Genomic DNA, 21874 nt, shown 5'->3' on the forward strand with positions numbered 1-21874 from the left:
ATGTGGTCGTTCTGGAAGCAGCCGGCGGGCTATCGCCCCGGCGCGACGCTGGCGCGCCTGGTGCGAGATCTGCCGGGTCTGCAGGTGACGGCACTGGCCATTGACCACCTGCAGGTCGGTCAGGAGGGCCAGGGCTGGACCTTCGAAATCCGGGAGCGGCCCCAGGCGTTGTTTCTCATGCACCTGGTGACCTGTCGCTTCCAGTGGCAGCGGCCAACCTGTGCCGGCACGCCGGTGCGTATCCGGCTGCGGCACAGCGGCTGGTGGCGGCGCACGGGGTTGGCCTTCCGCATCCTCGCAGGGCGCGATCCTGCGCTGGAGCGTTGGTGCGCCGCCCTGGTGCGGGATCCGGCGCTGATCGAGGCGCTGCAGGTGCTGGATTTCCGGGAGCTGGAGCTGGAACGCCGGCAAGGGCAGTGGCGCCTCGTGCTGGAGCCCTATGCGGCCAGCGAGGTGGTCAGCCGCTTTCCGGCCTATCGCCGCTACCTGCGGCTACCGCCGGACCAGGCCCAGGCCGCCTTGCAGGTTCTCGCGCGCCTGCAGGCCTGGATCGCCCCCGAGGTGGCGCCGCATTGAGTGCCGAAAACGGCTAGTGCGCCGGTGTGCTTATTGCGTGCCGAACAGTCAGGTTACCGCGGGTAACGCCGGGACCTCAGGCAACCCGAGCGCACCCTGAACAGAGGAGATCGACATGACCCAACAGGCCCTGATGCAGGATTTCGCCAACTGGACCCAGGCCCTGCGGTCGGTATGCGGCCGCTTCCAATCCTGGCTGGCGCCCGAGCACTCGCTGTTCATCGGCGAGATCCTGCACCATGACATCGGTGGCTTCGCATACACCACCATCAGCACCAATGCCGGGCGTATCGCCTGCGAGCGTCCGCCGGGTGATCAGGTGGATGACCGCACCTGCTTTCTCATCGTCCAGGAGGCGGGGCACTCGGTGCTGCGCCACCAGGGCGAAGCGGTGGAGTTGCGCCCTGGCGACATGGCGCTGATGTGCCCTGAATTCGATTGCGACATCCTGCCCTGCGGACTGATCCGCCATACCTCCTTCCACCTGGATCGTCAGGCGCTCGGACGGCGGCTGGCCGGCGGTGATCCGCGCTTCGGCAAACTGCCGACCGCGGGTCTGACCACCCTGCTGCTGCGCTCCCTGGTCAGCCAGGTCACCCATCTCGACGCGCAAACCGCTACCCCGGAAGAGGGCGCGGCGTTGAGCGAAGCCCTGCACGCGCTGCTGATTCCAGCGCTCGATCAGCGGCACGATCTGCCGCTGGAGAGCGGCGAACACCAGGCGCTGACCGGCCTCAAGCGCAACGCCCTGGCCCTGATCGACGCCTCGCTGGGGCAGCCGCTGCTGTCACCCAACTGGCTGGCCCAGGAGCTGGGCGTCTCGGTGCGCAATCTCTATAGGGCCTTCGAGGACGGCGACAGCATCTGCCAGTCCATCATGCGCGCCCGCCTGGAGCGTAGCGCCGCCGACCTCAGCAGCCCCATGCTCCAGCGCGCCTCCATCACCGAAATCGCCTACCGCTGGGGCTTCACCGATTCGGCCCATTTCAGCCGTGCCTTTCGCAAGCGATTCGCCTGCACGCCAAAGGATTATCGGCGACAGACGTTAGCGGGATGACTACGCGCGACCGAAAGGCGGCAGCTAGGCGTGGATCACGGATACTGCGGCGCTCAGCGCCCCGAGCGCCTCGTCGTCAGGCGCCGCATCCGTCACCAGGGTGCTGACATCGGCCAGCGGGATGATGCCGTAGGGCGAGGCCGCGCCGAGTTTTTCCCGCGTTGCCAGCACAAAGGTCTCCGCCGCTTGACGGCTGATGATGCGCTTGATCGCGGCTTCCTCGGCACTGCCGGTGGTGGCGCCCGTCTCGGGATGCAGCCCGGTCACGCCCATGAAGTAGCTGTCGACTCGCACCCGAGCGATGGCCTCCGCACAGGCTGCGCCAAGGGTCACGATGGAATGCTTGAACAGGCGGCCACCGATGAGTTCGACCTCGATCAGCGGATGCTCTACCAGCTCTACCGCGATGTTCGGGCTATGGGTGACCACGGTGATCTCAAGCTCCTTGGGCAGGTGGCGGACGAGTTGGACATTGGTCGTGCCGCCATCGATAAAGACGATCTGTCCCGGTTGGATCAGGCGGATGCCCGCCTGGCCGAGCGTTACCTTACTGGCCATGGACGCCTCTTCGCGCCTGGCGTAGTCCGCGACGGCAGCCGAAGCCGGCAAGGCGCCGCCATGCACGCGTTGCAGCACGCCTTCCGCTGCCAGCTCCCGCAGATCACGGCGAATGGTGTCTTCCGAGACCCCCAATTGCTGGCTGAAGGTCTTGGCCACCAGCCGGCCTTCCCGGCGCAGCACCTGCTGGATAAGCGCCTTGCGTTCACGGGTCAGCATCGGGGACTCCTGCACGAAAATTCTTGACGTTGCACGAAACTGCACGAATTCTAGCGCGAAGCCCTAGAGTGGTAAATACCGCTCGCCAACCCAGAGGATCGCCTATGAGCATCGCCCCGCGTATTCGTGTCGAAGAGGTCAAGGTGTTGTCTGACGACTGGTTCGTCCTGAAGAAGACCACCTTCGCCTTCCTGCGCAGTGACGGCACCTGGCAGCGGCAATCGCGAGAGACCTACGATCGCGGCAATGGCGCGACCATCCTGCTCTACGATCCCCGGCGGCGCACCGTGGTGCTGACGCGCCAGCTGCGCTATCCGGCTTTCGTCAATGGGCACGACGACCTGCTGATCGAGGCGCCCGCCGGCCTGCTCGACGCCGCCGAACCCGAGGTGCGCATCCGCGCCGAGGTCGAGGAGGAGACGGGCTTTCAGGTACGGGAAGTGCGGCAGGTGTTCGATGCCTTCATGAGTCCCGGTTCGGTGACCGAGCGGCTGCATTTCTTCGTCGGCGAGTACGCCCCGGGCGATCGCAAGTCGGCCGGGGGTGGCAATGCCGCGGAAGGCGAGGACATCGCCGTGCTCGAGGTCGACCTGGACGAGGCGCTGGCGATGATCGATGCCGGGACCATTCGCGACGGCAAGACCATCATGCTCCTGCAGTACGCGGCCCTGAAGCTCATACCACACCTGGCGGTCAGCTGATCTCCAAGGCTGACGACCAGGGCTCCAGCGGCCTGTCTCGGATCCCGGAGACGCGGCTTCCGGCGCTGGCCGCCTGGCGGCTAGGACGACGCGCCGGGCCTCAGGAGGGGCAGTACATGGGCGACGTAGTCGGCCTTGCCCAGCTCGACGCCTTGCGCGCGGAGGATGGCGTAGGCGGTCATCACGTGAAAGTAGAACTGCGGCAGCGCCCAGTCGCGGACGTACTGTTCGGCGGTGAAATCGAAGACCAGCCCCTGGGGCAGTTCGTGGGCGATGGGTTCTCCCTCCGCGACGGCAGACCCTTGGGCCGAGAGGGCCTGTACCCGCTCCAGGGTTTCGCGGATGCGGGTCTGTGCCTGGGCCAGCGTGCCCGGCTGTTCGGCCGCGTTGCGCCCTTCGTCGAGCAGAACCTTCAACTCGGGTGGAAAGCTCTGGCCGTACAGGCGCAGCAGGCCTTCCTGGGCCTGGACGCAGGCGAAGCGGACCTGGGTGGCGAGGGGAAACATGTCAGGCGCCAGGCGGGCGACCAGTAGCGCCTCGGTCGCACCGTCCGACCGCTGGGCTTCGGCCTTGGTAAGCCAGGCCGAGAGAGCGCCCAGCAGGTTGGTGTAGGTGGGGACGAGGATATCGGCGAAGGTCATGGCGGGTCCTTGATGGGGGCTGGAGGCAGTGCCGGGCAGCCCTAGTAGAGCGTGCTGGCGATGCGCTGCGGCAGGGCCTGGTCGTAGGCGTCGCCGTCCACCTGGGTCGGGCAGAGCTGCTTGAGGATGGTGCCGGGAGAAGGCAGCGCGCTGCGCGCCAGGTGCCTGGCAGGATCCCACAGGCCGGCCCGGATCACCGCGCGGCTGCACTGGAAGTAAACGCTGGTGACCGTGACTTCCAGTACGGTCCGCGGGCGCTGACCCTTGACCTCGAAGCGGGCCAGCAAGGCCGGATCCACCGCTATCCGGGCGGTGCCATTGACGCGCAGGGTTTCGCCGATACCAGGGATCAGGAACAGCAGCGCTACCCGGGGATCCTGGAGGATATTGCGCAGCGTATCCAGGCGGTTGTTGCCCCGGCGGTCCGGCAGGTAGAGCGTCCTGGCGTCCTCGACCTGCACGAAGCCCGGCGCATCGCCGCGGGGAGAGGCATCGAGCCCTTGAGATCCTGACGAGGCCAGGACCACGAAGGATGCCGCCTCGATGAAGGGCTGGTACGCGGGGTGGATATGATCGATTTCCTTGAGGATCGAGGGTGCCGCGACCTCACCGTAGAGGCTTTCCAGCGACTCCAGGGTGGTGAGGTAGTCCTGTTGCTGATTGTCCTGCTCCATGCGTGACTCCTGGCTTGTGGTGCTCTGCGCGCCTTGGCTAACGCGTGGCTCTTCTGGTGCCAAGCCTTCGCGACAGGCAAAGGGTTGGCTGAACTGTAGCCGATACGGTGGAGGAGAGCCCAGTCTGTGGGCAGGTTCCCGCGAGCGTCGCCTGGCTAGGGACCTTCGCCATAGCGACCCAAAGAAAGCGCAAGCGGTCGGGTACTTATAGCGGTTTGCCGCTGTCCCAGAAGACCTGATCGGCGCCTGTACCTGCCCCGACAGTCGCCCGCGAACCTCCCATTGGTTGACCAAGAGGAATCTCCTGATGACCCTTCCGCTACGCCTGTACGAACTGACCGGTGCCGACGACAGTTGCCGCTTCAGCCCCTATTGCTGGCGCATACGGCTGGCGCTGGCCCACAAGGGGCTGCCGGTCGAGACCGTTGCCTGGCGCTTCCACGAGAAGGAGGCCATCGCCTTTTCCGGGCAGGGCAAGGTGCCGGTACTGGTCGACGGCGAACGCTATGTGACCGACAGCTGGGCCATCGCCGAGTATCTGGATCACCAGTACCCTGATCGGCCCTCGCTGCTGGGCGATGCCTCGCTCAAGGCGCTGACGCGCTTCGTCAATCAATGGGTCGCCGACAGTGTCCATCCGGCGCTAGCGCGCTTGATCCTGCCCGACGTCCATGCGGTGCTGGATGAAGCCGACAAGGACTATTTCAAGCGGACCCGGGAGGCGGCGTTCGGCGTGTCGCTGGATGCCCTGGCCGCCCAGCGCGAGCGCTCGCTGCAAGCATTTCACGAGGTCCTGAAGCCTCTGCGCAGTACCCTGGCCGTGCAGGATTACCTGGCCGGTGGAGCCCCGGCCTATGCCGATCACATCGTCTTCGGCGCCTTCCAATGGGCTCGGGTCGTCAGCGCGCAATCGCTATTGGCCGAGGACGATCCGCTCACCGCCTGGTGCGAACGCATGCTCGACGCCTACAACGGCCTGGCCCGCCAGGCGCCAACGGCAGCTGAGCGGTAATTCACTGCGACGCTGAGCCATTAGTCCGTCCTTGCACGCCATTGGGACGTCTGCGGAGACAAACGCCCCAGTGGCCAGCATCGGCAGCTCTCGTTTCCTGGCAGGGTCCTACTGCATCACCGGTTGGCGCTGGGCGACCGACTGAGCATCTTCTTGTCGAGCCTGTTCGGAGAGGGAATCCGCAGGCAGGGTTTCGACATAGAGACTGCGGCTGGACAGGGCGAAACGCACGCCGATCCTGGCGAAGGCTTCCATCATCTCGATATTGATCGCCTGCTGGATGTCCATGTACACGTTGTAGCTGGCATCCAGCACGATATAGACGACTTCGAATTCCAGCGAACTGTCACCGAAGGTCAGCAAGTGGGCGCGGTCGAAGCGCGTCTTGTCCTGCCGTTGAATGATTTCCTTCAGGGCAGCGGTGACCTGTTTGATCTGGCTTGGCTGGCTGGCATAGGTCAGGCCGAACTTGAAGACGATGCGACGCTCCTGCAGCTTCTTGTAGTTCTGGATGGTGCTGCCGATCATCTCGGCGTTCGCCATGACGATCTGCTCACCGCCCAGGCTTCTGATCCGCGTCGTCTTCAGGCCCACATGTTCGACGGTGCCTGCCAGCGAGCCCACGACGATGAAGTCACCCACCTCGAAGGGTTTGTCCACCGCGATGGACAGGGACGCGAACACATCGCCCAGAATGTTCTGCACGGCCAGGGCGATGGCGATGCCGCCCACGCCAAGGCTGGCGACGAAGGCGGTGATGTTCACCCCCAGATTGGACAGCATGGCCAGGCTGACCACGGCCCAGAGCAGCACCTTGGCGCCCCAGAGCGACAAGGTGGCCAGGGCGCTGCCCTGATAGACGTCGGCCTGGCTGTGCTTGACGAAGTAATGATGCACCGCCAAGGCCACCGCTCGGTTGGCCCACAGCCCGACCTGCAAGGCCGCTACCACGAACCAGAGGCTGCTGACCCGCGTCAGCCAGCGCTCGGGCAGATCCAGTATCCCCACGCCGATCAGAATGGCGGCCAGCAGCAGCAGGGTATTGCTCGTGCTGGAGAGCACCTGGATGGCGATCTGGCTGACATGAGCGCCCGGCTTTTCCGCGCGGGTCCGCAGGTTTCTCAGGACAAAACCGATGACGGTGCGGGCGAGGGTGAAGCTGAGCAGGATGAGGCACAGCATGGCGAGCCAGTTGGCCAGCGAGATGCCGAGCAGACTGGTCGATAGCAGGGTGTTGAAAAATCCGAGATCCATAAAGCAGGGGGTCTTCTAGCCGGTTCAGAAATCGCCACGACTCGGCCGCGCAGGCGCGGTCGCGACTCGTTTTATCCCAGCGCGCTCTTGGTCAACTGGAACACAGGACACCGTCCGCCAGCTCGGCCATTCAGCCAGGAGCCCACGGATGGCATCAGCCAGGTTTGAGTTCTTTGAGCTGGTGCCGTGCACTTTTTTTCACGGGCGGGCGCGATTCGACTCGTGGTGACAGCACTGCTGGCGACGGCGAGCGCCTCTGGCCCAGTCGTTACCGCAGGCGGTGCCGAGTCGATAAAAAGTCGCTTCACCCACCGTTTGCCAGCCCTGGCTGGAGGCGATGAGCAACGAGGAGATTCGCGCTCGATTGAGCAGAGAATGGCGATTTCGCGAGCGGGCCGACAGCACGTCGACCGGCCGGGCTCCCGAGGCGATGATCTGGCGGGCGAGACCAGATCGACCCAGGGAGCCCACTCGGGCTCAGTGACTGTAGCCGGTCGGCTTGTTGCGGATGGTCTTGAGCAGGTCTTCCGGGCTGATGCTGGCGAGCGCCTTGGCCGCGGCCTGGCTGCCCGGCAGCGGCAGGTCGAGGATATGGCCCTTCATCTTGCCCACCACGTGCATCTCACAGGGCTTGCAGTCGAACTTCAGGGTCAGCACCTCGTCGCCGTGGACCAGCTGCATGGGCGCGACCTTGGTGCGCACGCCGGTGACGCCCTTGGCCTGCTTGGGGCAGAGGTTGAAGGAGAAGCGCAGGCAGTGCTTGGTGATCATCACCGGCACCTCGCCAGGTTCTTCATGGGCCTCGTAGGCCGCGTCGATCAGTTGCACGCCATGACGGTGGTAGAAGTCGCGGGCCTTCTGGTTGTAGACGTTGTAGAGAAACGACAGGTGCGACTCGGGGTACACCGGCGGCGGGCTGGTCTCGGCCTTGCGGCGACCGCGCGGGTGAGCGGCGACGCGTGCGGCGGTCAGCTGTTCGATGGCCTCGCGGCGCAGTGCCTTGAGTTGCGAATTGGGGATGAAGAAGGCCTGGGGCGCATCCAGCGTCACGTCCAGGGCGTGGTACTCGGTGGTGCCCAACTGGGTCAGCAGGTCGCGCAGACCATCCAGCGCCTGTTCTGGCTTGTTGGCCACACCGAAGGGACCGTCCAGGGCAACACGGGCGCTGACGCCTTCCTCGCTGGTGGCGGTCAGCTGGAGCCGTTGCTCGCGCAGCTCGACCTGCCAGCGCACGCCGATACGACGCTCGGCGCTGGTCTTGAGCAGGGCCTGCTGCCAGTTGTGATCCAGGTTGCGCGACAGCGGGTGATTCGGCCGCAGGCGATACAGTCCCTCGGGCATCTCATTGGGTTCGACGCGATAGCGGTAGCGCTTCGCCCCGTCTTCCTCGCCATCTTCATAGAACGTGCTCTTGAGCTCGGCGACGTTGGCGCGAAAGCCCACCACCTCGCGCTTGACCAGCACATTGAGGCCATCACCGTTGGACAGCGGCTCCTCGGTCACGGCGATGAAGTCGCGCTTGTTGACCTTTTCCACCTGACCCACCGGCAGACCGGTAAAGGTCGGCGAGTCGAAGGCGCCGATGTCCACCTTGCGGTCGGTGACGAAGTAGTCGGTGCTGCCGCGGTGGAAGGTCTTGTCCGGGTCGGGCACGAAGAAGTGCGCGGTACGGCCGCTGGAGGCGCGGGCCAGGTCGGTGCGGTCTTCGAGGATCTCGTCGAGCAACTGGCGGTAGTAGGCGGTGATGTTCTTCACATAGCCCATGTCCTTGTAGCGCCCCTCGATCTTGAAGGAGCGCACGCCGGCTTCGACCAGAGCGCGCAGGTTGGCGCTCTGGTTGTTGTCCTTCATCGAAAGCAGGTGCTTCTCGAAGGCCACCACCCGACCCTGGTCATCCTTCAAGGTGTAGGGCAGGCGGCAGGCCTGGGAGCAGTCGCCCCGGTTGGCGCTGCGGCCGGTCTGGGCGTGGGAGATGTTGCACTGGCCGGAAAAGGCCACGCACAGGGCGCCATGGATGAAGAACTCAATGGCCGCGTCGGTCTCGGCGGCGATGGCCGAGATTTCCTGGAGATTCAACTCGCGCGCCAGTACCAACTGGGAGAAGCCGGCCTGATCGAGAAACCTGGCCCGCGCCAGGGTGCGGATGTCGGTCTGGGTACTGGCATGCAACTCGATCGGCGGGATGTCCAGTTCCAGCACGCCCAGGTCCTGCACGATCAGCGCATCCACGCCGGCGTCGTACAACTGGTGGATCAGCTTGCGCGCCGGCTCCAGCTCGTCGTCATGCAGGATGGTGTTGATGGTGGTGAACACCCGCGCGTGGTAGCGCCGGGCGAAGGTCACCAGCTCGGCGATCTCGCTGACCTCGTTGCAGGCATTGTGCCGCGCCCCAAAGCTCGGCCCGCCGATGTACACGGCATCGGCCCCATGCAGGATGGCCTCCCGCGCGATCCCGACATCGCGGGCAGGGCTGAGCAATTCCAGATGGTGCTTGGGCAGGGACATGGCGATTCTTCTCGATCAGGCGTGGCACGGCAAGGCGCGCATTGTAGCGGGCGAGGGGGAGGAGGGCACGCCTGGGGTGCTGGGTGGTTGAGGCATGCGGATCGTCTGGGGGCAGGGGACACACGCCTGACGGCCCAATAGACATCAGTCCGCGTTTCCAGCCTGTACGGCCTTGATCAGAGGGCCGCTGCCGCGACCTGAGCGGCGACCGTAAAGGGCTCAACCATCGATATCTAACTGTATATGAGTTATTGGCATTCCAAAGGGGAATGAATGCCTGTGCCTATTTATCGCTTTTTCAATTAATGGGTCGTCGTAAAACTTCCGTCACCTTTAATAAACATAAAAAACGGAGGACTCATGACCGAATCCCTAGCTTCAAAGCCGGCACCGGCAGTGGCGGAACGGGCTGTGCTACAGACGCGGTCCAGGACCCGCTATCGCTGGGTGGTGCTGGCGGTCATCGTGGTCGTGTACATGCTCGCTGCAGCCGATCGGGCCAATATCGGCATCGCCTTGCCCTATATTCAGAAGGAGTTCGGCGCGACCAATGCCGAGGTGGGTCTGCTGGTCAGTGCCTTCTTCCTGTTCTACTCGCTGGGTCAGATACCGGCAGGCTTTCTATTGAGTAAGGTCAGCGTGCGCGTGGTCGCCCCTGCGGCGATTGGCCTGACGTCGCTGGTGACGCTGCTGATCGGCACCTCCCAAAGCATCGGCATGCTCAAGCTCTATCGCTCGGCCTTGGGCGTGGCAGAAGCTGCCTTGCCGCTGTCGATGCTGAGCACCATCAATCGCTGGTTTCCGCCGCGGGAAAAGGGCACGGCTACCGGGGCGTTCCTGTCCGCCGCGAAGATGGGTGCGGTGATCGCACCGCCACTGGGGGCGGCGCTGATTCTGCTCGATGGCTGGCGCACCATGTTCATCGCCTTCGCCCTGCCAGGCGTGCTGCTCGCCTTGCTGTGGTGGTGGCTCGTTCCCAATGACCCGCGGGCCTGCAAGCAGGTCAGTGACGCCGAAGCCGAGCACATCGAAGATCAGACGACTGCGCACAGCGAGTCGGTCCGTAAGCACCGGGATTTCGGCAGGCTTGACCGCGCGCTGCGCTATGAGCGCACCCCCGTCCTGGATACGTCCCGCTCCGTGTTCAGATCCTGGAACATCTGGGGCTGTGGTCTGGGCTACCTGCTCATGACCGGTGTGGTGAACGTGCTCCTGGCCTGGCTCCCCAAGTACCTGGGTGAGGTGAAGCACTTCGAACTGATGCAGGTCGGCTTCGTGGCGTCCTTGCCCTTCGTTGGCGGGGTGCTTGGCAATATCGTCGGCGGTTGGCTGTCGGATCGAATTCTGGACCGCCGTCGCAAACCGACCATGATGATCAGCGCGGTAGCGACCTGCCGAAGCTGTCCTGCGCAGGGTGGCAGCAGGAGACGTTAATACGGATCAAGCCCTTACCGCTATTATCGCTTCTAATAGTCTGGAGGCTCGCCGGTATTGGTCGCGACTATTGGCGGAAGCCGCTACGGATCCTGAAAACCGCAACATGCTGGTGGAGATACTCCGGCATGCGAACCTCGCTCCTGCAAGCACTGCAGCTAGGAAAGCCTTGAAACTCGTTGACGCGATTGCCTATGGGCCGCAAATTGAGCTGGAGTAGTCACAACGGCGCAGCTCCATTATATTTGCAATTATTCAGATCGGCACAGCGAAAAGTATTTTGAATGGAGAGTTATTGGCATGGCTGAGCTGAAAGAGCAAAGTAATCCATTTTCAACCGGAGGTGGTGGCGTCAATTTTGAAAGCCGGGTACAGGCTTCTTTTTTAGTCGCGCTTTTAGCTGGAACACCTATCCCATGTATGCCTACCAATGCTCGCGTAAAGGAAATTAGCTTCCAAAATAGATATGCCGGAGTGCACACAGATGATTTGCTTGTCTTATCTGAAGACTCAACAAATAACAAGCGATATCTGCGCATTCAAATTAAACATGAAATAACGATAAGCGACTCTGAAGAATCTGTATTTGCCGAAGTGATTTTCGCCGCATGGGAAGACTTCAATAGCCAAGGTTTTAATAAAGATCTTGACTCCATTGCGCTTGTTACTGGTCCATTGACCAAGGTCGATCTTGCCAGCACTATTCCTATACTTGAGTGGGCTCGTCATTCATCAAGCGCCGATGAATTTATCAGAAAAACAACAGCTAAAGGCTTCACAAGTGCCAAGAAAAAGGAACGACTAAGTGCTTTCCGAACGCAATTAAGTCGGGCAAATGGCGACGCATTGTCAGATAATGAACTCTGGGAGTTCCTGAAGGTATTCCATCTTATTTCATATGACTTGGACCAAGCAGCATCAGTTACAGCTGCAATGCTTGGCTCGCTCATTCGTCAACACTCTGACCTACCGCCTTCAGCAGTTTTGGCACAGATTGTAACGACCGCTCAAGAGTTCAACCAGAATGCAGGCACAGTAACAGTCGATAACATTCCTGCCGATTTGAGCTCCTTATTCAGGGTCGGAGTAACTCAGTCACTTGAAGCGGATATAGATAAGCTACAGGAGAGAAGCAGTCATATATATCTAGGTATTTCTAATTCTATATGCGGGAGCCACGTATCCCGAGAGGACATTATTGAAGAGATACGCGATTCTTACGAAGAAGGTGGATTCGTATTTGTTACCGGCGAACGGGGCGCCGGTAAATCTGGTGTTGTCAAAGACTATGTACAGTCCAGAGACTCAAGCGTGGCCACCTTCTACGTCAGGGCCGAGGATTTCGACAAGCCCCATCTTAATGATGTGTTTGCATCTATGGGGATCAGCTCAGACCTACGCCAATTGGCGAGCCATTTCTCTCTCCTTAAAGAAAAAAACTTGATCATTGAGTCAATTGAAAAAGTATTAGAGCTTAATAATTCGGCAGCCTTTATAGATTTATTGAACTTTATAAGATTGCAAGGGGGGTGGTGCGTGATTGCGACAGGACGCGATTATGCATACCAGCAGCTGGCATTTAATTACCTTCAACCCTGCGGTTTGAACTTTAAGAGTGTAAAGGTTTCAGGTTTCACCGGTGGGCAAGTTGAAGAGATCTGTAATAATCTTCCTGAGCTGCGGCAGTTAACGGATAATCCGGCCATCTCGGAGCTTTTGCACAATCCTTTCTTTATTGATCTTGCTGTTCGCGCGCTTGCAAACGGTGCCGAATTTGAGTCCGGCAATACCGAGGGCGACTTTCGAACAATTGTCTGGAATTCGGTCATTGAAAGACAATCGGATCGCAGAAATGGAATGCCCGCTCGGCGCAGAGCTACTTTTATTGAGGTGGCAAAGCTGCGAGCAAAACGAATGGTATTTGGTGTGCCTGATACAGGTTTTGATCCTGCGGTTGTGGTCAAGCTGGAAGAAGATAATCTTATTCGCCGCGATGCCCGTAGCTCTTTGATAAGCCCTTCTCATGATGTATTGGAGGACTGGGCTCTCGGCGAATTCATTGAAAACGAATATTTAGCAAATTTAGGGTCGCCGAATAATTTTCTAGCCGCAATCGGAAGTGAGCCCGCAATTGGTCGCGGCCTCCGCTTGTGGATGAGCTTCAAGCTTGCAGCTGAAGCTGAATTGACAGACCTGATCGAAAGCATACTTACGGCGGATGATGTTGCCAGTCACTGGAAAGATGAGGTTGTCGCCACCGTACTGTTAAGCCCTGATCCAGCTAAATTTTTTAATCTACTGCAAGATCAATTATTAGCTAATCAATGCAGTCTGCTAATTAGATTCAGCTTCATACTGCGTATTGCTTGCCAGCGCCCTGTAGAGGGTGCAGGCGGCTATCCGGATAAAAACTCTGACTCTGGATTCTTGCTGTTATTAAAACCACATGGTCGCGGGTGGGAGGCGCTGATAAATTTCATATTTTCGAATAGAGCATCTTTGTCTGAGTCAGTTCTCCCTCATGCTGTAGAGGTGGCTTACTCATGGTCGGACATTATAAGCATCTGGAGCAAGCTGCCCGCGGAGGCGCCTGCAATTGGTGGTATCTGCTTATTTTTACTTGAATGGGTAGATTCGTATAAAAGGGAGAAGCTACGAACTAAAGTCCTGAAAGTTCTGCTGAAAGTAGTTCCGGCTATACCTGAAGAGTTCAATTCACTGGCAGAGCGCAATGTATTTGCATCAAGGCTGAGGCGCGACCGCCCCAACTATGTGGAGGAGCTTGTCAGGTTGGCTCTTGCTAGCGATTTGGCTCCCATGCTCTGCCGGCATCGCCCTGATTTCATTATGCGGCTTGCCAGGCATGAATGGCTACAGCCTGAAACAGATGACAATAATCAGGTTGGCTATCGCCCTTTATCCGGAATGGGTTTGGATGAAACTTACGGCCTGCAAAACGAAAGAGGCTATTTTCCTGCAAGTGGCTTGAGAGGTCCATTTAGGTACCTCCTGCAACATCATCCCCGCAAAGGTCTAGATTTCATTCTAGACCTTTGCCGCGTTTGCTCCGCGAAGCTCGCAGCGTCTGAGTATGGCCAGAGTCATGAAGATCAACCTCAGGAAATGCCTGATGAGATGGCGGTTCGATCGGTTCTGATTCGTGCTAACGATGGAACCCAGATAACCCACTTTGCATCACCTCATTTGTGGAAAGGATATCGCGGCCACTCCACTGTGCCTTATTTGCTCCAATGTGCCTTGATGGCCCTGGAGAACTGGTTGGTTGAGTATGTAGAGAATCCACCACCCAAGAATGAACTGTCTTGGATATATGAGTACATATTGAAAAGCAGTAACTCAGTGTTAACTACAGCTGTGCTTGCCTCTATAGCCGTGGGGTTTCCTAAGCAGGTCGGCAGTGCCGCGTACCCGTTGCTGAAATGCACCAGTCTCTACACATTAGATCTAATTCGCCAAGTCGAGGAAAGAGGCAGTCAGGAATTAAATTGGTTTGCGATGCGCTTCGATCCCTGGTCTAAGTTCTTTGCTGAGGAGAGAAAAAATTCAGCTCTTAAGCCTTGGAGAGGGGAATCCCTAGAGACATTGCTGGTCAAGTTTCAGTTCATTGAAGAGGATAGATCTGCGGCGTATGAGATTGTTGATGAGCTGAGCGCTCTTGCGGAGGCAGGTGAAAACACCAGCCTGAAGTTCTTGGTTCATCGAGTTGATACACGAAATTGGGAGGCTGTTCCGGACGAGGAAAACAATAGGATCATTTTCCAATCCACTCAGACACTTAGCGAAGATCTTCAGCAGGCTCAGCGTGAACACCAGGAAATTCATGCTCATGACTTTTCCGTCCAGCGACTCTATCTGTGGTCTAGGACGAAATTTGAAAAAAAAGAAACTAGCAGCGCTGGGCTGATTGGAGTCGACGAAGCTATCGCAGATGCAAAGAAAATCCTGGATCTTCTAATTAAGGGGAAGGTTGGGCGCTTCGAAATAATGGCGCTAGGTGCGGTTACTACTACGGCTGCAGTTGCAGTGAGAGATTATTTTGACGCCCTGTCAGCTGAGGATGTTAACTGGTGCTTGGAGGTGATAACTCAAGCAATCCACTTGAATTCGGATGACAGTAGCGACCATATGGCGGTCGATGCTACCGATTCTAATGGAGCTGCCGCTTGTGCGTACGTTCTTGCGAAGCTCTTGGAAGTTGAGCTTGATCCAGAGCCGCGCGAAAAGATTTATTATGCAATCGCTACGGCGATAACGCATGTCAACATACATGTATGTGCGTCTGCTGCTAAAGGAGTGCGTGATTACCTCTGGAACATGGATGAGAACTTTGCTAACAGCTGCATTAGTGGAGCTTTGGAATTTGCACGCTTCGAGCTTGCATCGCGCTATACGTCCATGCGAGCGGTTCCGAATAGCGACCCTGACACACCGCTTAGCGAATGGAGCACGCTCGTTTCCGAGTTTCGAGAGAAGATTCTCGAAGCAGAATTTGAGTTTTCCCCATCTGAAATCAAACCGGAATCTTACTCCTTGTGGCGCATCCATATTCCGATGCTGATGCTCCCTCTCGGCAATTATCATGATAACCATCTTAGTCTTTTATATAAGACCGTTGCGATAATATATGAGGAGGAGAATGAACAGGAAAAGCATTCATCCAATCGATCATTTCGATTGGACCATGATGTGTCTGTAGTGATACAGAATTGCTTGGCTGAGCATGTCATTGCCAGCAAAGGTGATAATTTTAGGCCTATTCGTAATCTCCTGCTGGCAGGATGCCAACAAGCGCCTAGCTTTATATATCTTGTGAAGCTTCGATTCGATACCGCTATGGAGCAACGGTCTGACTATAAAGGCATGTGGGAACTCTGGTGCTTATTGGAGTCTCAGCTGCATGAAATTGCACTCAATGCTGTATATACACCTTACTCAGGTCGTCAGCATGATCTAAATACATTTTTACGCGGCATGCTGTACAGCGATGGCGTGTATCAGAAGCATCCAAACCGGGTTAAAGCGATAACGACAGGATCGCAATACTTGCTTGAATTTTGTAGGCGTTCAGCATGCAACAGCTTGGTCTTTGAGTCGCTGTGCTCGCTCATGTATCAATTCCACGATTTGTTTTTTGACAAGGGCATCCATGTTTTGGCAGCTGAGTACAGGAAGAATTCGAGCATTCTGACGTCTCAAGGAAATTCTGCATATTGCCTAGAAATGGCAATCGCTAAATTTTTTAAGCTCACTGACAAGCTAAGCCCTAAGATGTACGAAGCTTGTTTAGATCTTCTTACGGGAATAGTAGAGACAGGGTCTGCTAGAGCATACTATCTCCGTGAATCACTGATCCGAACACGCAGAATTTCTAGTTAATTTCCGCTGATTGATGATTGGTGCGTAGATCTAGGTCTCCCTAAACGTCCACTTTTAGCCTTGCTCTGTCGGTTACGTTTAGTTGGACATAGCTGGGGTGAGTAAAAGTACTGGCTAAGGCTAGTACCTGCGCGCGACCAAGCCATATGTAACTCCGCGGCTAAATATTGGCAGGTAGCAATTACTCGCTTCACTTCTGCGGCGACCAGTTGCCTACCTATTTCAAGGGTGGGTCAGGATCGTTGGTGTCTTGGATCACAACTACTGGAATGGCTGGACAGAACCTCCAGCGCGGGTGGGTCACAATAACTGGAATCGAAGGGCAGCATCACTGGAATACACACCCGGGGTCAAAGCGCCTCTGGCCCCGAGGTCGTATCTAGCACCGCCGGCTACCCCAGCAACTCCTCCAAGATACTCAACCTGAACTGCCGCTGCAGCGTCACCGCATAGAAGCGTTCGGCGATCTCCGGCACCTCGGCGTAGAGCTGCAGGGCGCCGCTGCGCAGTTCATCCTGCACCACTACGGCGGGCAGCAGGGCCATGTCGCCGGAGTCGCGGGCGAGCAGGCGCAGCAGGGCCATGTCGTCAACTTCGGCGCAGATGCGCGGCGTCAGTCCCTGGCCGCTGCAATAGACCTCGAACTGGCTGCGCACGTCGCTGCTGCGCCCGGGCACGATCAGGCGGGCCTGTTGCAGGTCGCGGTGGAGATCGAAGGGGCGGCGGTCCTGGCGTGGTGGACCGATCAGGCACACCGGCTGGCGATGGAGCAGGCGGCACTGCCAGGTGCGCTGGCTGTCGGCGCTCACCGCCTGGTTGGTCAGCACCACGTCGAGCTTGTGCAGGGCCAGGCGCTCGAGCAATTCGTCCACGCTGCCGGATTCCAGGGTGAGCACCAGGTCTTCCCGGCCAAGGAAGGGGCGCAGCAGGTTTTCCTGGAAGTTGCGCGACAGGGTCGCGACGGAGCCGATGCGCAGCCTCTGGTTCGCCTCCTGGGCGTTCTGCAGGGTGTTCTGCAACTCGCTTCCCAGGGCGAAGATGGTTTCGGCATAGTCCAGCACCAGCTGTCCGGCTTCGGTCAGCCGCAGGCTGCGTCCGGAGCGGAGGAACAGGGGATGGCCGAGCTGGTCTTCCAGCACGCGGATCTGGGTGGAGAGGGCGGATTGGGAGACATGCAGCGCCTCGGCGGCGCGGGTGAGATTGCCTTCCTTGGCCACGGCCCAGAAGTAGTGCAGGTGATGGAAATTGAGGCGACGCATGCTTCGTTCTTCAAAAGTGAACGTTAGGTTCTGATCAATCTATTTTAAATAATTCTTACACATCCTGAAACTGGTGCCCTCTGGTGTTCAAGGAGTGTGCACGATGTCTAGCCCGCTGTTTCCCCTGGCTCCGCTGTTGCCCTGGGTCTATGCCCTGGCGCTGTTGCCGGCGGCCTTTCTCGCTTCACCTGGCCAATTCTGGCGGCCTGCTCGTGTCGCCGGCTATCTGGGCGTCTTGCTGGTTCTTGCCACATGGTTACAGGCGGTCTTCGAAACCCAGCACCCCGACCGCCTCGGCCTGGCGATGGCCGGACTCGTCAGCCTGCTGGCGCTGGTGATCATTGAGTACTCCCAACGCTATCTGGAAGGAGAGCCAGGACAGCGGCGCTATGTGCTCGCCCTGCTGGCCACCCTGGCGGCGGTGGCCACGGTGGTCACCAGCGGCAACCTCTTGCTGCTGGCGGGTGCCTGGATCCTGTCCAGCCTGTGCCTGCACCAGCTGTTGACCTTCTACCGCGAGCGCCCCCAGGCCGTGGTGGCGGCCCACAAGAAATTCATCGCCAGCCGCCTGGCCGATGTCAGCCTGCTGCTGGCGATCCTGCTATTGGTACGGGCGGGCGGTAGCAGCCAGCTCTCACTGATCCTCGCCGCCGTGGAGGCCCAGGTGCAGGCGGGTGGTCTGCTCGGCTGGGAGCTGCAAGGCGCGGCGCTGCTGCTGGCGCTGACGGTGATCCTCAAGTCGGCGCAATTGCCGGTGCATGGCTGGCTGATCCAGGTGATGGAGGCCCCCACGCCGGTTTCGGCCCTGCTGCATGCCGGGGTGGTCAATCTCGGCGGCTTCGTGCTGCTGCGCTTCGCTCCGCTGTTTTCCGCCGCCGTACCGGCGCAGAGCCTGCTGGTGCTGGTGGGCGGCCTGACCGCGGTCCTCGCGGCCCTGGTGATGATGACCCGCATCAGCATCAAGGTCCGCCTGGCCTGGTCGACCTGCGCGCAGATGGGCCTGATGCTGCTGGAATGCGGGCTGGGGCTGTACGAACTGGCGCTGGTGCACCTGCTGGCCCATTCGCTGTACAAGGCCCATGCCTTCCTGGCCGCCGGCGAGACGGTGGCCCATGCCCGGCAACAGGCGCTGCAACCCCAGGCACCTGCGCTCGACCTGGCCGGCCTGCTGCGCGCGCTGCTGGTGGCCGCCCTGATGCTGATCCTGCTGCAAGGGCTCTGGGCCTGGCTGCTGCCCGGCCATGAGCTGCCTCTGGTGGCCCTGACGCTGCTGGCGATCGGCTTGGCGCCCTGGTGCCTGCGCCGCGGCCAGTGGGCGCACGGACTGCTGATGTTCGGCCTGCTGCTGGGCGCCTATCTGCTGTGGCATCAGGCGGCCGGCTGGATCCTCGACCAGCACCTCGCCGAGGCGCCGCTGCCGCTGGCCCTGCTGGCGATGGGCCTGCTGGTCGGTCTCTACCTGCTGCAGGGCCTGCTGCTGGCTCGGCCGCGCGGCGCTCTGGCGCAACGCCTCTACCCGCTGGCCTTTGCCGGCTTCTACCTGGACGAGCACTTCACCCGCCTGACCTTCCGCCTCTGGCCGGCGCATGCGCCCCAGCCCCTGAGCGCCACCCTTGGAGACCACTCATGACTGCCTTCGAAGCGCTTCCCAGCCTCAAGCACAAGGTTCTGCACGAGGCCGCCCGGCAGGCCTGTGCGCGCATCGCACCGACCTGGCCGCTGGATCGCATGATCGCCGTCAGCCCCCTGTGGGAGCGGCGTGATCAGGCCTGGCAGACCGTCGCCGCGCAACTCTGGCAACGCGCCGGCAGCCGCCTGACCCTGGACACCGTCGACTATCGCCAGGCCTGGCAGGACGGCCGCATCGCCGAGCGCCATCTGCAGCAGGCGCTGGCCGAGCAGGGGGCGTCCTGCACGCCGGTACGGCTGCTGGAGGTACTAAACGCCCCTACGGAGGTCGGCCAGGGGCTGCCGCTGCTGGAAGACCTGGCGGAGCCAGGCGTGCCGCTTCCGGGCTGGCCGGCGCTGATCACCCAGCAGATCGGCCAGAGTTGCGCGGCCTGGTTCGATCACGAACAGGCCGATTGGCGGCCGGCGGACAGCGCCGGGCTGTACCAGGCCTGGCGCGCCAGTCTGTTGGCCGACCGGGGTCTGAGCGTGCTCAGCGCCTGTCGCGACCTGCCCCCGCGCATTGCCGAGTTGCCAATGCAACCCGAGGCGGCCCTGGAGGCGGCGGTCGAGCAGCTGGGTCTACCGGCGGAAGACTGGGCCCTCTGGTTCGACTGCCTGCTGTTGCGCAACCTGGGCTGGGCCTCCTGGTGCGCCTATCGGCGCTGGCAGGCCCGGTTGCAGGGCGAGGACGACCAGACGCTGCTGGAGCTGCTGGCCATCCGCGCGGCCTGGGAGTGGCTGGTGGATGATCGCCGGCGCGATGCCGGGAGCCGCTGGCACAGCTGGCGGGCGGCCTGGCAGGAGCGCTCGCAGCAGGCGCCCTCGGCCAATTGGCGGGCGCTGCAGCTGTGGCAGCGCGCCGACGAACTGGCCTGGCAGGAGCAACTGCAGCGGGCCCTGTGCCAGAGCACTCCCGCCGCCGCACCCACGGCACCGCTGGCCAAGCTGTTCTTCTGCATCGACGTGCGTTCCGAGCCGCTCAGACGCGCCCTGGAGCAAACGTGCCCGGAGCTGGAGACCGGCGGTTTCGCCGGCTTCTTCGGCCTGCCCATCGCCTATACCCCGCTGGGTACCCAGGCCACGCGCCCGCAATTGCCGGGCCTGCTCGCGCCGCAGCTGCAGGTGAGCGACGGCAGTGGCGATGCCGAACGGGATCGGCAACTGGCAGAGCTGCGTCAGGAGCGCCTGGCCCGTCAGGGTCGCTGGCGGCTGTTCGAGCGGTTGCCGGCCTCGACCTTCACCCTGGTCGAGAGCGTGGGGCTGGGCTATGCCGGGGCGCTGTTGGGGCGGACCTATGGCCTGGCCGGTGGCGCGCCGTCGCCAGAACTCAGTGCCTGGCGCCGCCACGAGCGGCAGCAGCTGCAACCACGGCTGCCGGCCCTGTCGCGGCTCCAGCAGGTCGACCTGGCCGAGCGCATCCTCAAGGCCATGGGGCTCAGCGGACAACTGCCGCCTCTGTTGGTTTTGGTCGGCCATGGCAGCCAGAGCGCCAACAATCCTCAGGCGGCAGGCCTGGACTGCGGCGCCTGCTGTGGTCAGAGCGGCGAGATCAATGCGCGACTGCTGGCAGGCCTGCTCAACGATCCCGAGGTGCGCATCGGGCTACGGGTGCGCGGCCTCGACCTGCCGCCGCACTGCCAGGTACTGGCCGGGCTGCACAACACCACGACGGATGAGGTGCAGGTCTTTGGTCATGCGGCGCTTCCTGCTGCGCTCCAGCCCAGCTGGCAACGCCTGCGGGCAGCCCTGGACGGAGCGAGCGCCGAGGTGCGTCGGCAACGGGCCAGCACCCTGGGCCTTGCGCCGCTGCAGGAGCAGCCGGCCAAGTTGCTCGGACGGCTGCGGCGGCGCGCCCGCGACTGGGCGCAGACCCGGCCGGAATGGGGACTGGCCGGCAACGCCGCCTTCATCGCCGCGCCGCGGGCACGCACCCGCGCGGTGGATCTGCAGGGCCGCGCCTTCCTGCACGACTACGACTGGCGCCAGGACGCAGGGGGCAAGGTACTGGAGCTGATCATGACCGCACCCATGGTGGTGGCCCACTGGATCAACCTGCAGTACTTCACCTCGACCACCGACAACCTGCGCTTCGGCAGTGGCAACAAGCTGCTGCACAACGTGGTGGGTGGCCATATCGGGGTGTTCGAGGGCAACGGCGGCGACCTGCGCATCGGCCTGGCGCGCCAGTCGCTGCACGACGGTCAGCAGTGGATGCATCGTCCGCTACGGCTGCACGTGGTGATCGAGGCGCCGCGCGCCATGATCGATCAGGTGATCGCCAACCATGCCGTAGTACGCGATCTGGTGCGCAATGGCTGGCTGCACCTGTTGCGCTTGGATGGCCAGCCGGCCTGCCTCGAGCTGCGTACGGCGGGAGGGTGGCGGCCGTTACCGGAGGTCTGACGCCTATCGCTGCCAGAGCGGCCTGATGCCTCAGGCTACTCCGGCAGGGCGGTTGCGGCACGGTCGGGCCTGACCGAGGTCGATCGCTAGTGGCTCAGCAGCTGCCGCTGCAGCAAGGGCCAGATCACCTCGCCGGTCAGGGGCGCCAGCGGCAGAGCGCCGGGCTCGTCTACCGCTACCCATAGCGCCTCTTCGATTTCGGCGGCCGGCAGCGGCTGATCTTGCGCGCCCATGGTTACCTGATACAGCGCGCAATCTACCCTGAAGCCGGGTTCATTGGCGGCCGGCGCCTGGTAGTTGCCAAGAAAGGTCGCGGCGTCCGGCGTGATGACCAGGCCAAGCTCTTCTTCCAGTTCGCGGATCAGGGCCTCCAAGGGTTGCTCCCCCGGATCCACCTTGCCGCCCGGTTGCATGAAGGCGGTGGTGCCCCGCTTGCGCACCAGCAGCACCTGCTGGCGGTCGTTCAGGAGGATGGCGGCGGCGATGTGCAGGGTAGGGGTCAAGGTGAGCGTT

15 protein-coding genes are annotated in these 21874 nt (G+C 61.0%); 8 read left to right on the plus strand and 7 right to left on the minus strand.

Going from position 1 to position 21874, the window contains the following annotated elements; genetic code table 11:
* Together NRG74_RS04645 and feaR are read left to right on the plus strand one after the other, a co-directional pair.
* Entirely contained in the window at window positions 1-576 is a 576-nt protein-coding gene (locus tag NRG74_RS04645; protein ID WP_017641353.1) for a DUF3156 family protein, read from the plus strand.
* A 115-nt stretch (window positions 577-691) separates the two neighbouring features.
* Window positions 692-1633 (plus strand): transcriptional regulator FeaR, encoded by a 942-nt coding sequence (feaR, locus tag NRG74_RS04650; protein WP_257705834.1) that lies wholly within the window; start codon window positions 692-694, stop codon window positions 1631-1633.
* 24 nt (window positions 1634-1657) lie between these two features.
* Here the strand turns inward: feaR and NRG74_RS04655 are convergent, their stop codons facing one another.
* On the minus strand, window positions 1658-2410 hold the full coding sequence (locus tag NRG74_RS04655; protein WP_257705835.1) for a DeoR/GlpR family DNA-binding transcription regulator: 753 nt from the start codon (window positions 2408-2410) through the stop codon (window positions 1658-1660).
* A gap of 104 nt (window positions 2411-2514) precedes the next feature.
* On the opposite strand from NRG74_RS04655, the gene NRG74_RS04660 reads away from it, so the two are divergent.
* Complete coding sequence (locus NRG74_RS04660) at window positions 2515-3111, plus strand: NUDIX domain-containing protein (protein ID WP_257705836.1); 597 nt, start codon at window positions 2515-2517, stop codon at window positions 3109-3111.
* 80 nt (window positions 3112-3191) lie between these two features.
* Here NRG74_RS04660 and NRG74_RS04665 read toward each other — a convergent pair whose 3' ends face one another.
* A complete protein-coding gene (locus NRG74_RS04665) occupies window positions 3192-3752 on the minus strand; it encodes a DUF1993 domain-containing protein (RefSeq protein ID WP_257705837.1) in 561 nt (186 codons plus the stop codon).
* Between the two features lie 41 nt (window positions 3753-3793).
* Window positions 3794-4426: a pyridoxamine 5'-phosphate oxidase family protein gene (locus NRG74_RS04670; protein WP_257705838.1), complete on the minus strand. Its 633-nt coding sequence runs from the start codon at window positions 4424-4426 to the stop codon at window positions 3794-3796.
* Between the two features lie 307 nt (window positions 4427-4733).
* On the opposite strand from NRG74_RS04670, the gene NRG74_RS04675 reads away from it, so the two are divergent.
* Window positions 4734-5438: a glutathione S-transferase family protein gene (locus NRG74_RS04675; protein ID WP_257705839.1), complete on the plus strand. Its 705-nt coding sequence runs from the start codon at window positions 4734-4736 to the stop codon at window positions 5436-5438.
* Window positions 5439-5546: 108 nt separating this feature from the next.
* Here the strand turns inward: NRG74_RS04675 and NRG74_RS04680 are convergent, their stop codons facing one another.
* Together NRG74_RS04680 and NRG74_RS04685 are read right to left on the minus strand one after the other, a co-directional pair.
* Window positions 5547-6692 carry a mechanosensitive ion channel family protein gene (locus NRG74_RS04680; RefSeq protein ID WP_257705840.1) on the minus strand — a complete coding sequence of 382 codons (1146 nt, stop codon included), beginning with the start codon at window positions 6690-6692 and terminating at the stop codon, window positions 5547-5549.
* A gap of 477 nt (window positions 6693-7169) precedes the next feature.
* Window positions 7170-9197: a peptidase U32 family protein gene (locus NRG74_RS04685; RefSeq protein ID WP_184287407.1), complete on the minus strand. Its 2028-nt coding sequence runs from the start codon at window positions 9195-9197 to the stop codon at window positions 7170-7172.
* Between the two features lie 360 nt (window positions 9198-9557).
* Here NRG74_RS04685 and NRG74_RS04690 point away from each other — a divergent pair, with 360 nt between their 5' ends.
* Together NRG74_RS04690 and NRG74_RS04695 are read left to right on the plus strand one after the other, a co-directional pair.
* Entirely contained in the window at window positions 9558-10631 is a 1074-nt protein-coding gene (locus NRG74_RS04690; protein ID WP_257705841.1) for an MFS transporter, read from the plus strand.
* Window positions 10632-10931: 300 nt separating this feature from the next.
* Complete coding sequence (locus NRG74_RS04695) at window positions 10932-16028, plus strand: ATP-binding protein (protein WP_257705842.1); 5097 nt, start codon at window positions 10932-10934, stop codon at window positions 16026-16028.
* A gap of 392 nt (window positions 16029-16420) precedes the next feature.
* Here the strand turns inward: NRG74_RS04695 and NRG74_RS04700 are convergent, their stop codons facing one another.
* Entirely contained in the window at window positions 16421-17287 is an 867-nt protein-coding gene (locus NRG74_RS04700) for a LysR family transcriptional regulator (protein WP_257705843.1), read from the minus strand.
* Between the two features lie 103 nt (window positions 17288-17390).
* Between NRG74_RS04700 and NRG74_RS04705 the strand changes: the two genes are divergently transcribed.
* Window positions 17391-18917, plus strand: a complete 1527-nt coding sequence (locus tag NRG74_RS04705; RefSeq protein ID WP_257705844.1) for an NADH-quinone oxidoreductase subunit L — start codon at window positions 17391-17393, stop codon at window positions 18915-18917.
* Window positions 18914-21361: a YbcC family protein gene (locus NRG74_RS04710; protein ID WP_257705845.1), complete on the plus strand. Its 2448-nt coding sequence runs from the start codon at window positions 18914-18916 to the stop codon at window positions 21359-21361. The genes NRG74_RS04705 and NRG74_RS04710 overlap by 4 nt, the downstream gene beginning before the upstream one ends.
* A gap of 86 nt (window positions 21362-21447) precedes the next feature.
* On the opposite strand, the gene NRG74_RS04715 is transcribed toward NRG74_RS04710, so the two are convergent.
* The gene (locus NRG74_RS04715) at window positions 21448-21864 is read right to left on the minus strand and encodes an NUDIX hydrolase (protein ID WP_257705846.1); all 417 of its coding nucleotides are present in this window, start codon (window positions 21862-21864) and stop codon (window positions 21448-21450) included.
* Window positions 21865-21874: the final 10 nt, after the last annotated feature.

This window comes from Pseudomonas oryzihabitans (genome assembly GCF_024652905.1).
Taxonomy (GTDB): Bacteria; Pseudomonadota; Gammaproteobacteria; order Pseudomonadales; family Pseudomonadaceae; genus Chryseomonas; species Chryseomonas benzopyrenica.

What these genes read in the sequence shown, in the direction of transcription:
- NRG74_RS04645 (WP_017641353.1), top strand. Translation starts at nt 1, where the DNA reads ATGTGGTCGTTCTGGAAGCAGCCGGCGGGCTATCGCCCCGGCGCGACG.
- feaR (WP_257705834.1), top strand. Translation starts at nt 692, where the DNA reads ATGACCCAACAGGCCCTGATGCAGGATTTCGCCAACTGGACCCAGGCC.
- NRG74_RS04655 (WP_257705835.1), bottom strand. Translation starts at nt 2,410, where the DNA reads ATGCTGACCCGTGAACGCAAGGCGCTTATCCAGCAGGTGCTGCGCCGG.
- NRG74_RS04660 (WP_257705836.1), top strand. Translation starts at nt 2,515, where the DNA reads ATGAGCATCGCCCCGCGTATTCGTGTCGAAGAGGTCAAGGTGTTGTCT.
- NRG74_RS04665 (WP_257705837.1), bottom strand. Translation starts at nt 3,752, where the DNA reads ATGACCTTCGCCGATATCCTCGTCCCCACCTACACCAACCTGCTGGGC.
- NRG74_RS04670 (WP_257705838.1), bottom strand. Translation starts at nt 4,426, where the DNA reads ATGGAGCAGGACAATCAGCAACAGGACTACCTCACCACCCTGGAGTCG.
- NRG74_RS04675 (WP_257705839.1), top strand. Translation starts at nt 4,734, where the DNA reads ATGACCCTTCCGCTACGCCTGTACGAACTGACCGGTGCCGACGACAGT.
- NRG74_RS04680 (WP_257705840.1), bottom strand. Translation starts at nt 6,692, where the DNA reads ATGGATCTCGGATTTTTCAACACCCTGCTATCGACCAGTCTGCTCGGC.
- NRG74_RS04685 (WP_184287407.1), bottom strand. Translation starts at nt 9,197, where the DNA reads ATGTCCCTGCCCAAGCACCATCTGGAATTGCTCAGCCCTGCCCGCGAT.
- NRG74_RS04690 (WP_257705841.1), top strand. Translation starts at nt 9,558, where the DNA reads ATGACCGAATCCCTAGCTTCAAAGCCGGCACCGGCAGTGGCGGAACGG.
- NRG74_RS04695 (WP_257705842.1), top strand. Translation starts at nt 10,932, where the DNA reads ATGGCTGAGCTGAAAGAGCAAAGTAATCCATTTTCAACCGGAGGTGGT.
- NRG74_RS04700 (WP_257705843.1), bottom strand. Translation starts at nt 17,287, where the DNA reads ATGCGTCGCCTCAATTTCCATCACCTGCACTACTTCTGGGCCGTGGCC.
- NRG74_RS04705 (WP_257705844.1), top strand. Translation starts at nt 17,391, where the DNA reads ATGTCTAGCCCGCTGTTTCCCCTGGCTCCGCTGTTGCCCTGGGTCTAT.
- NRG74_RS04710 (WP_257705845.1), top strand. Translation starts at nt 18,914, where the DNA reads ATGACTGCCTTCGAAGCGCTTCCCAGCCTCAAGCACAAGGTTCTGCAC.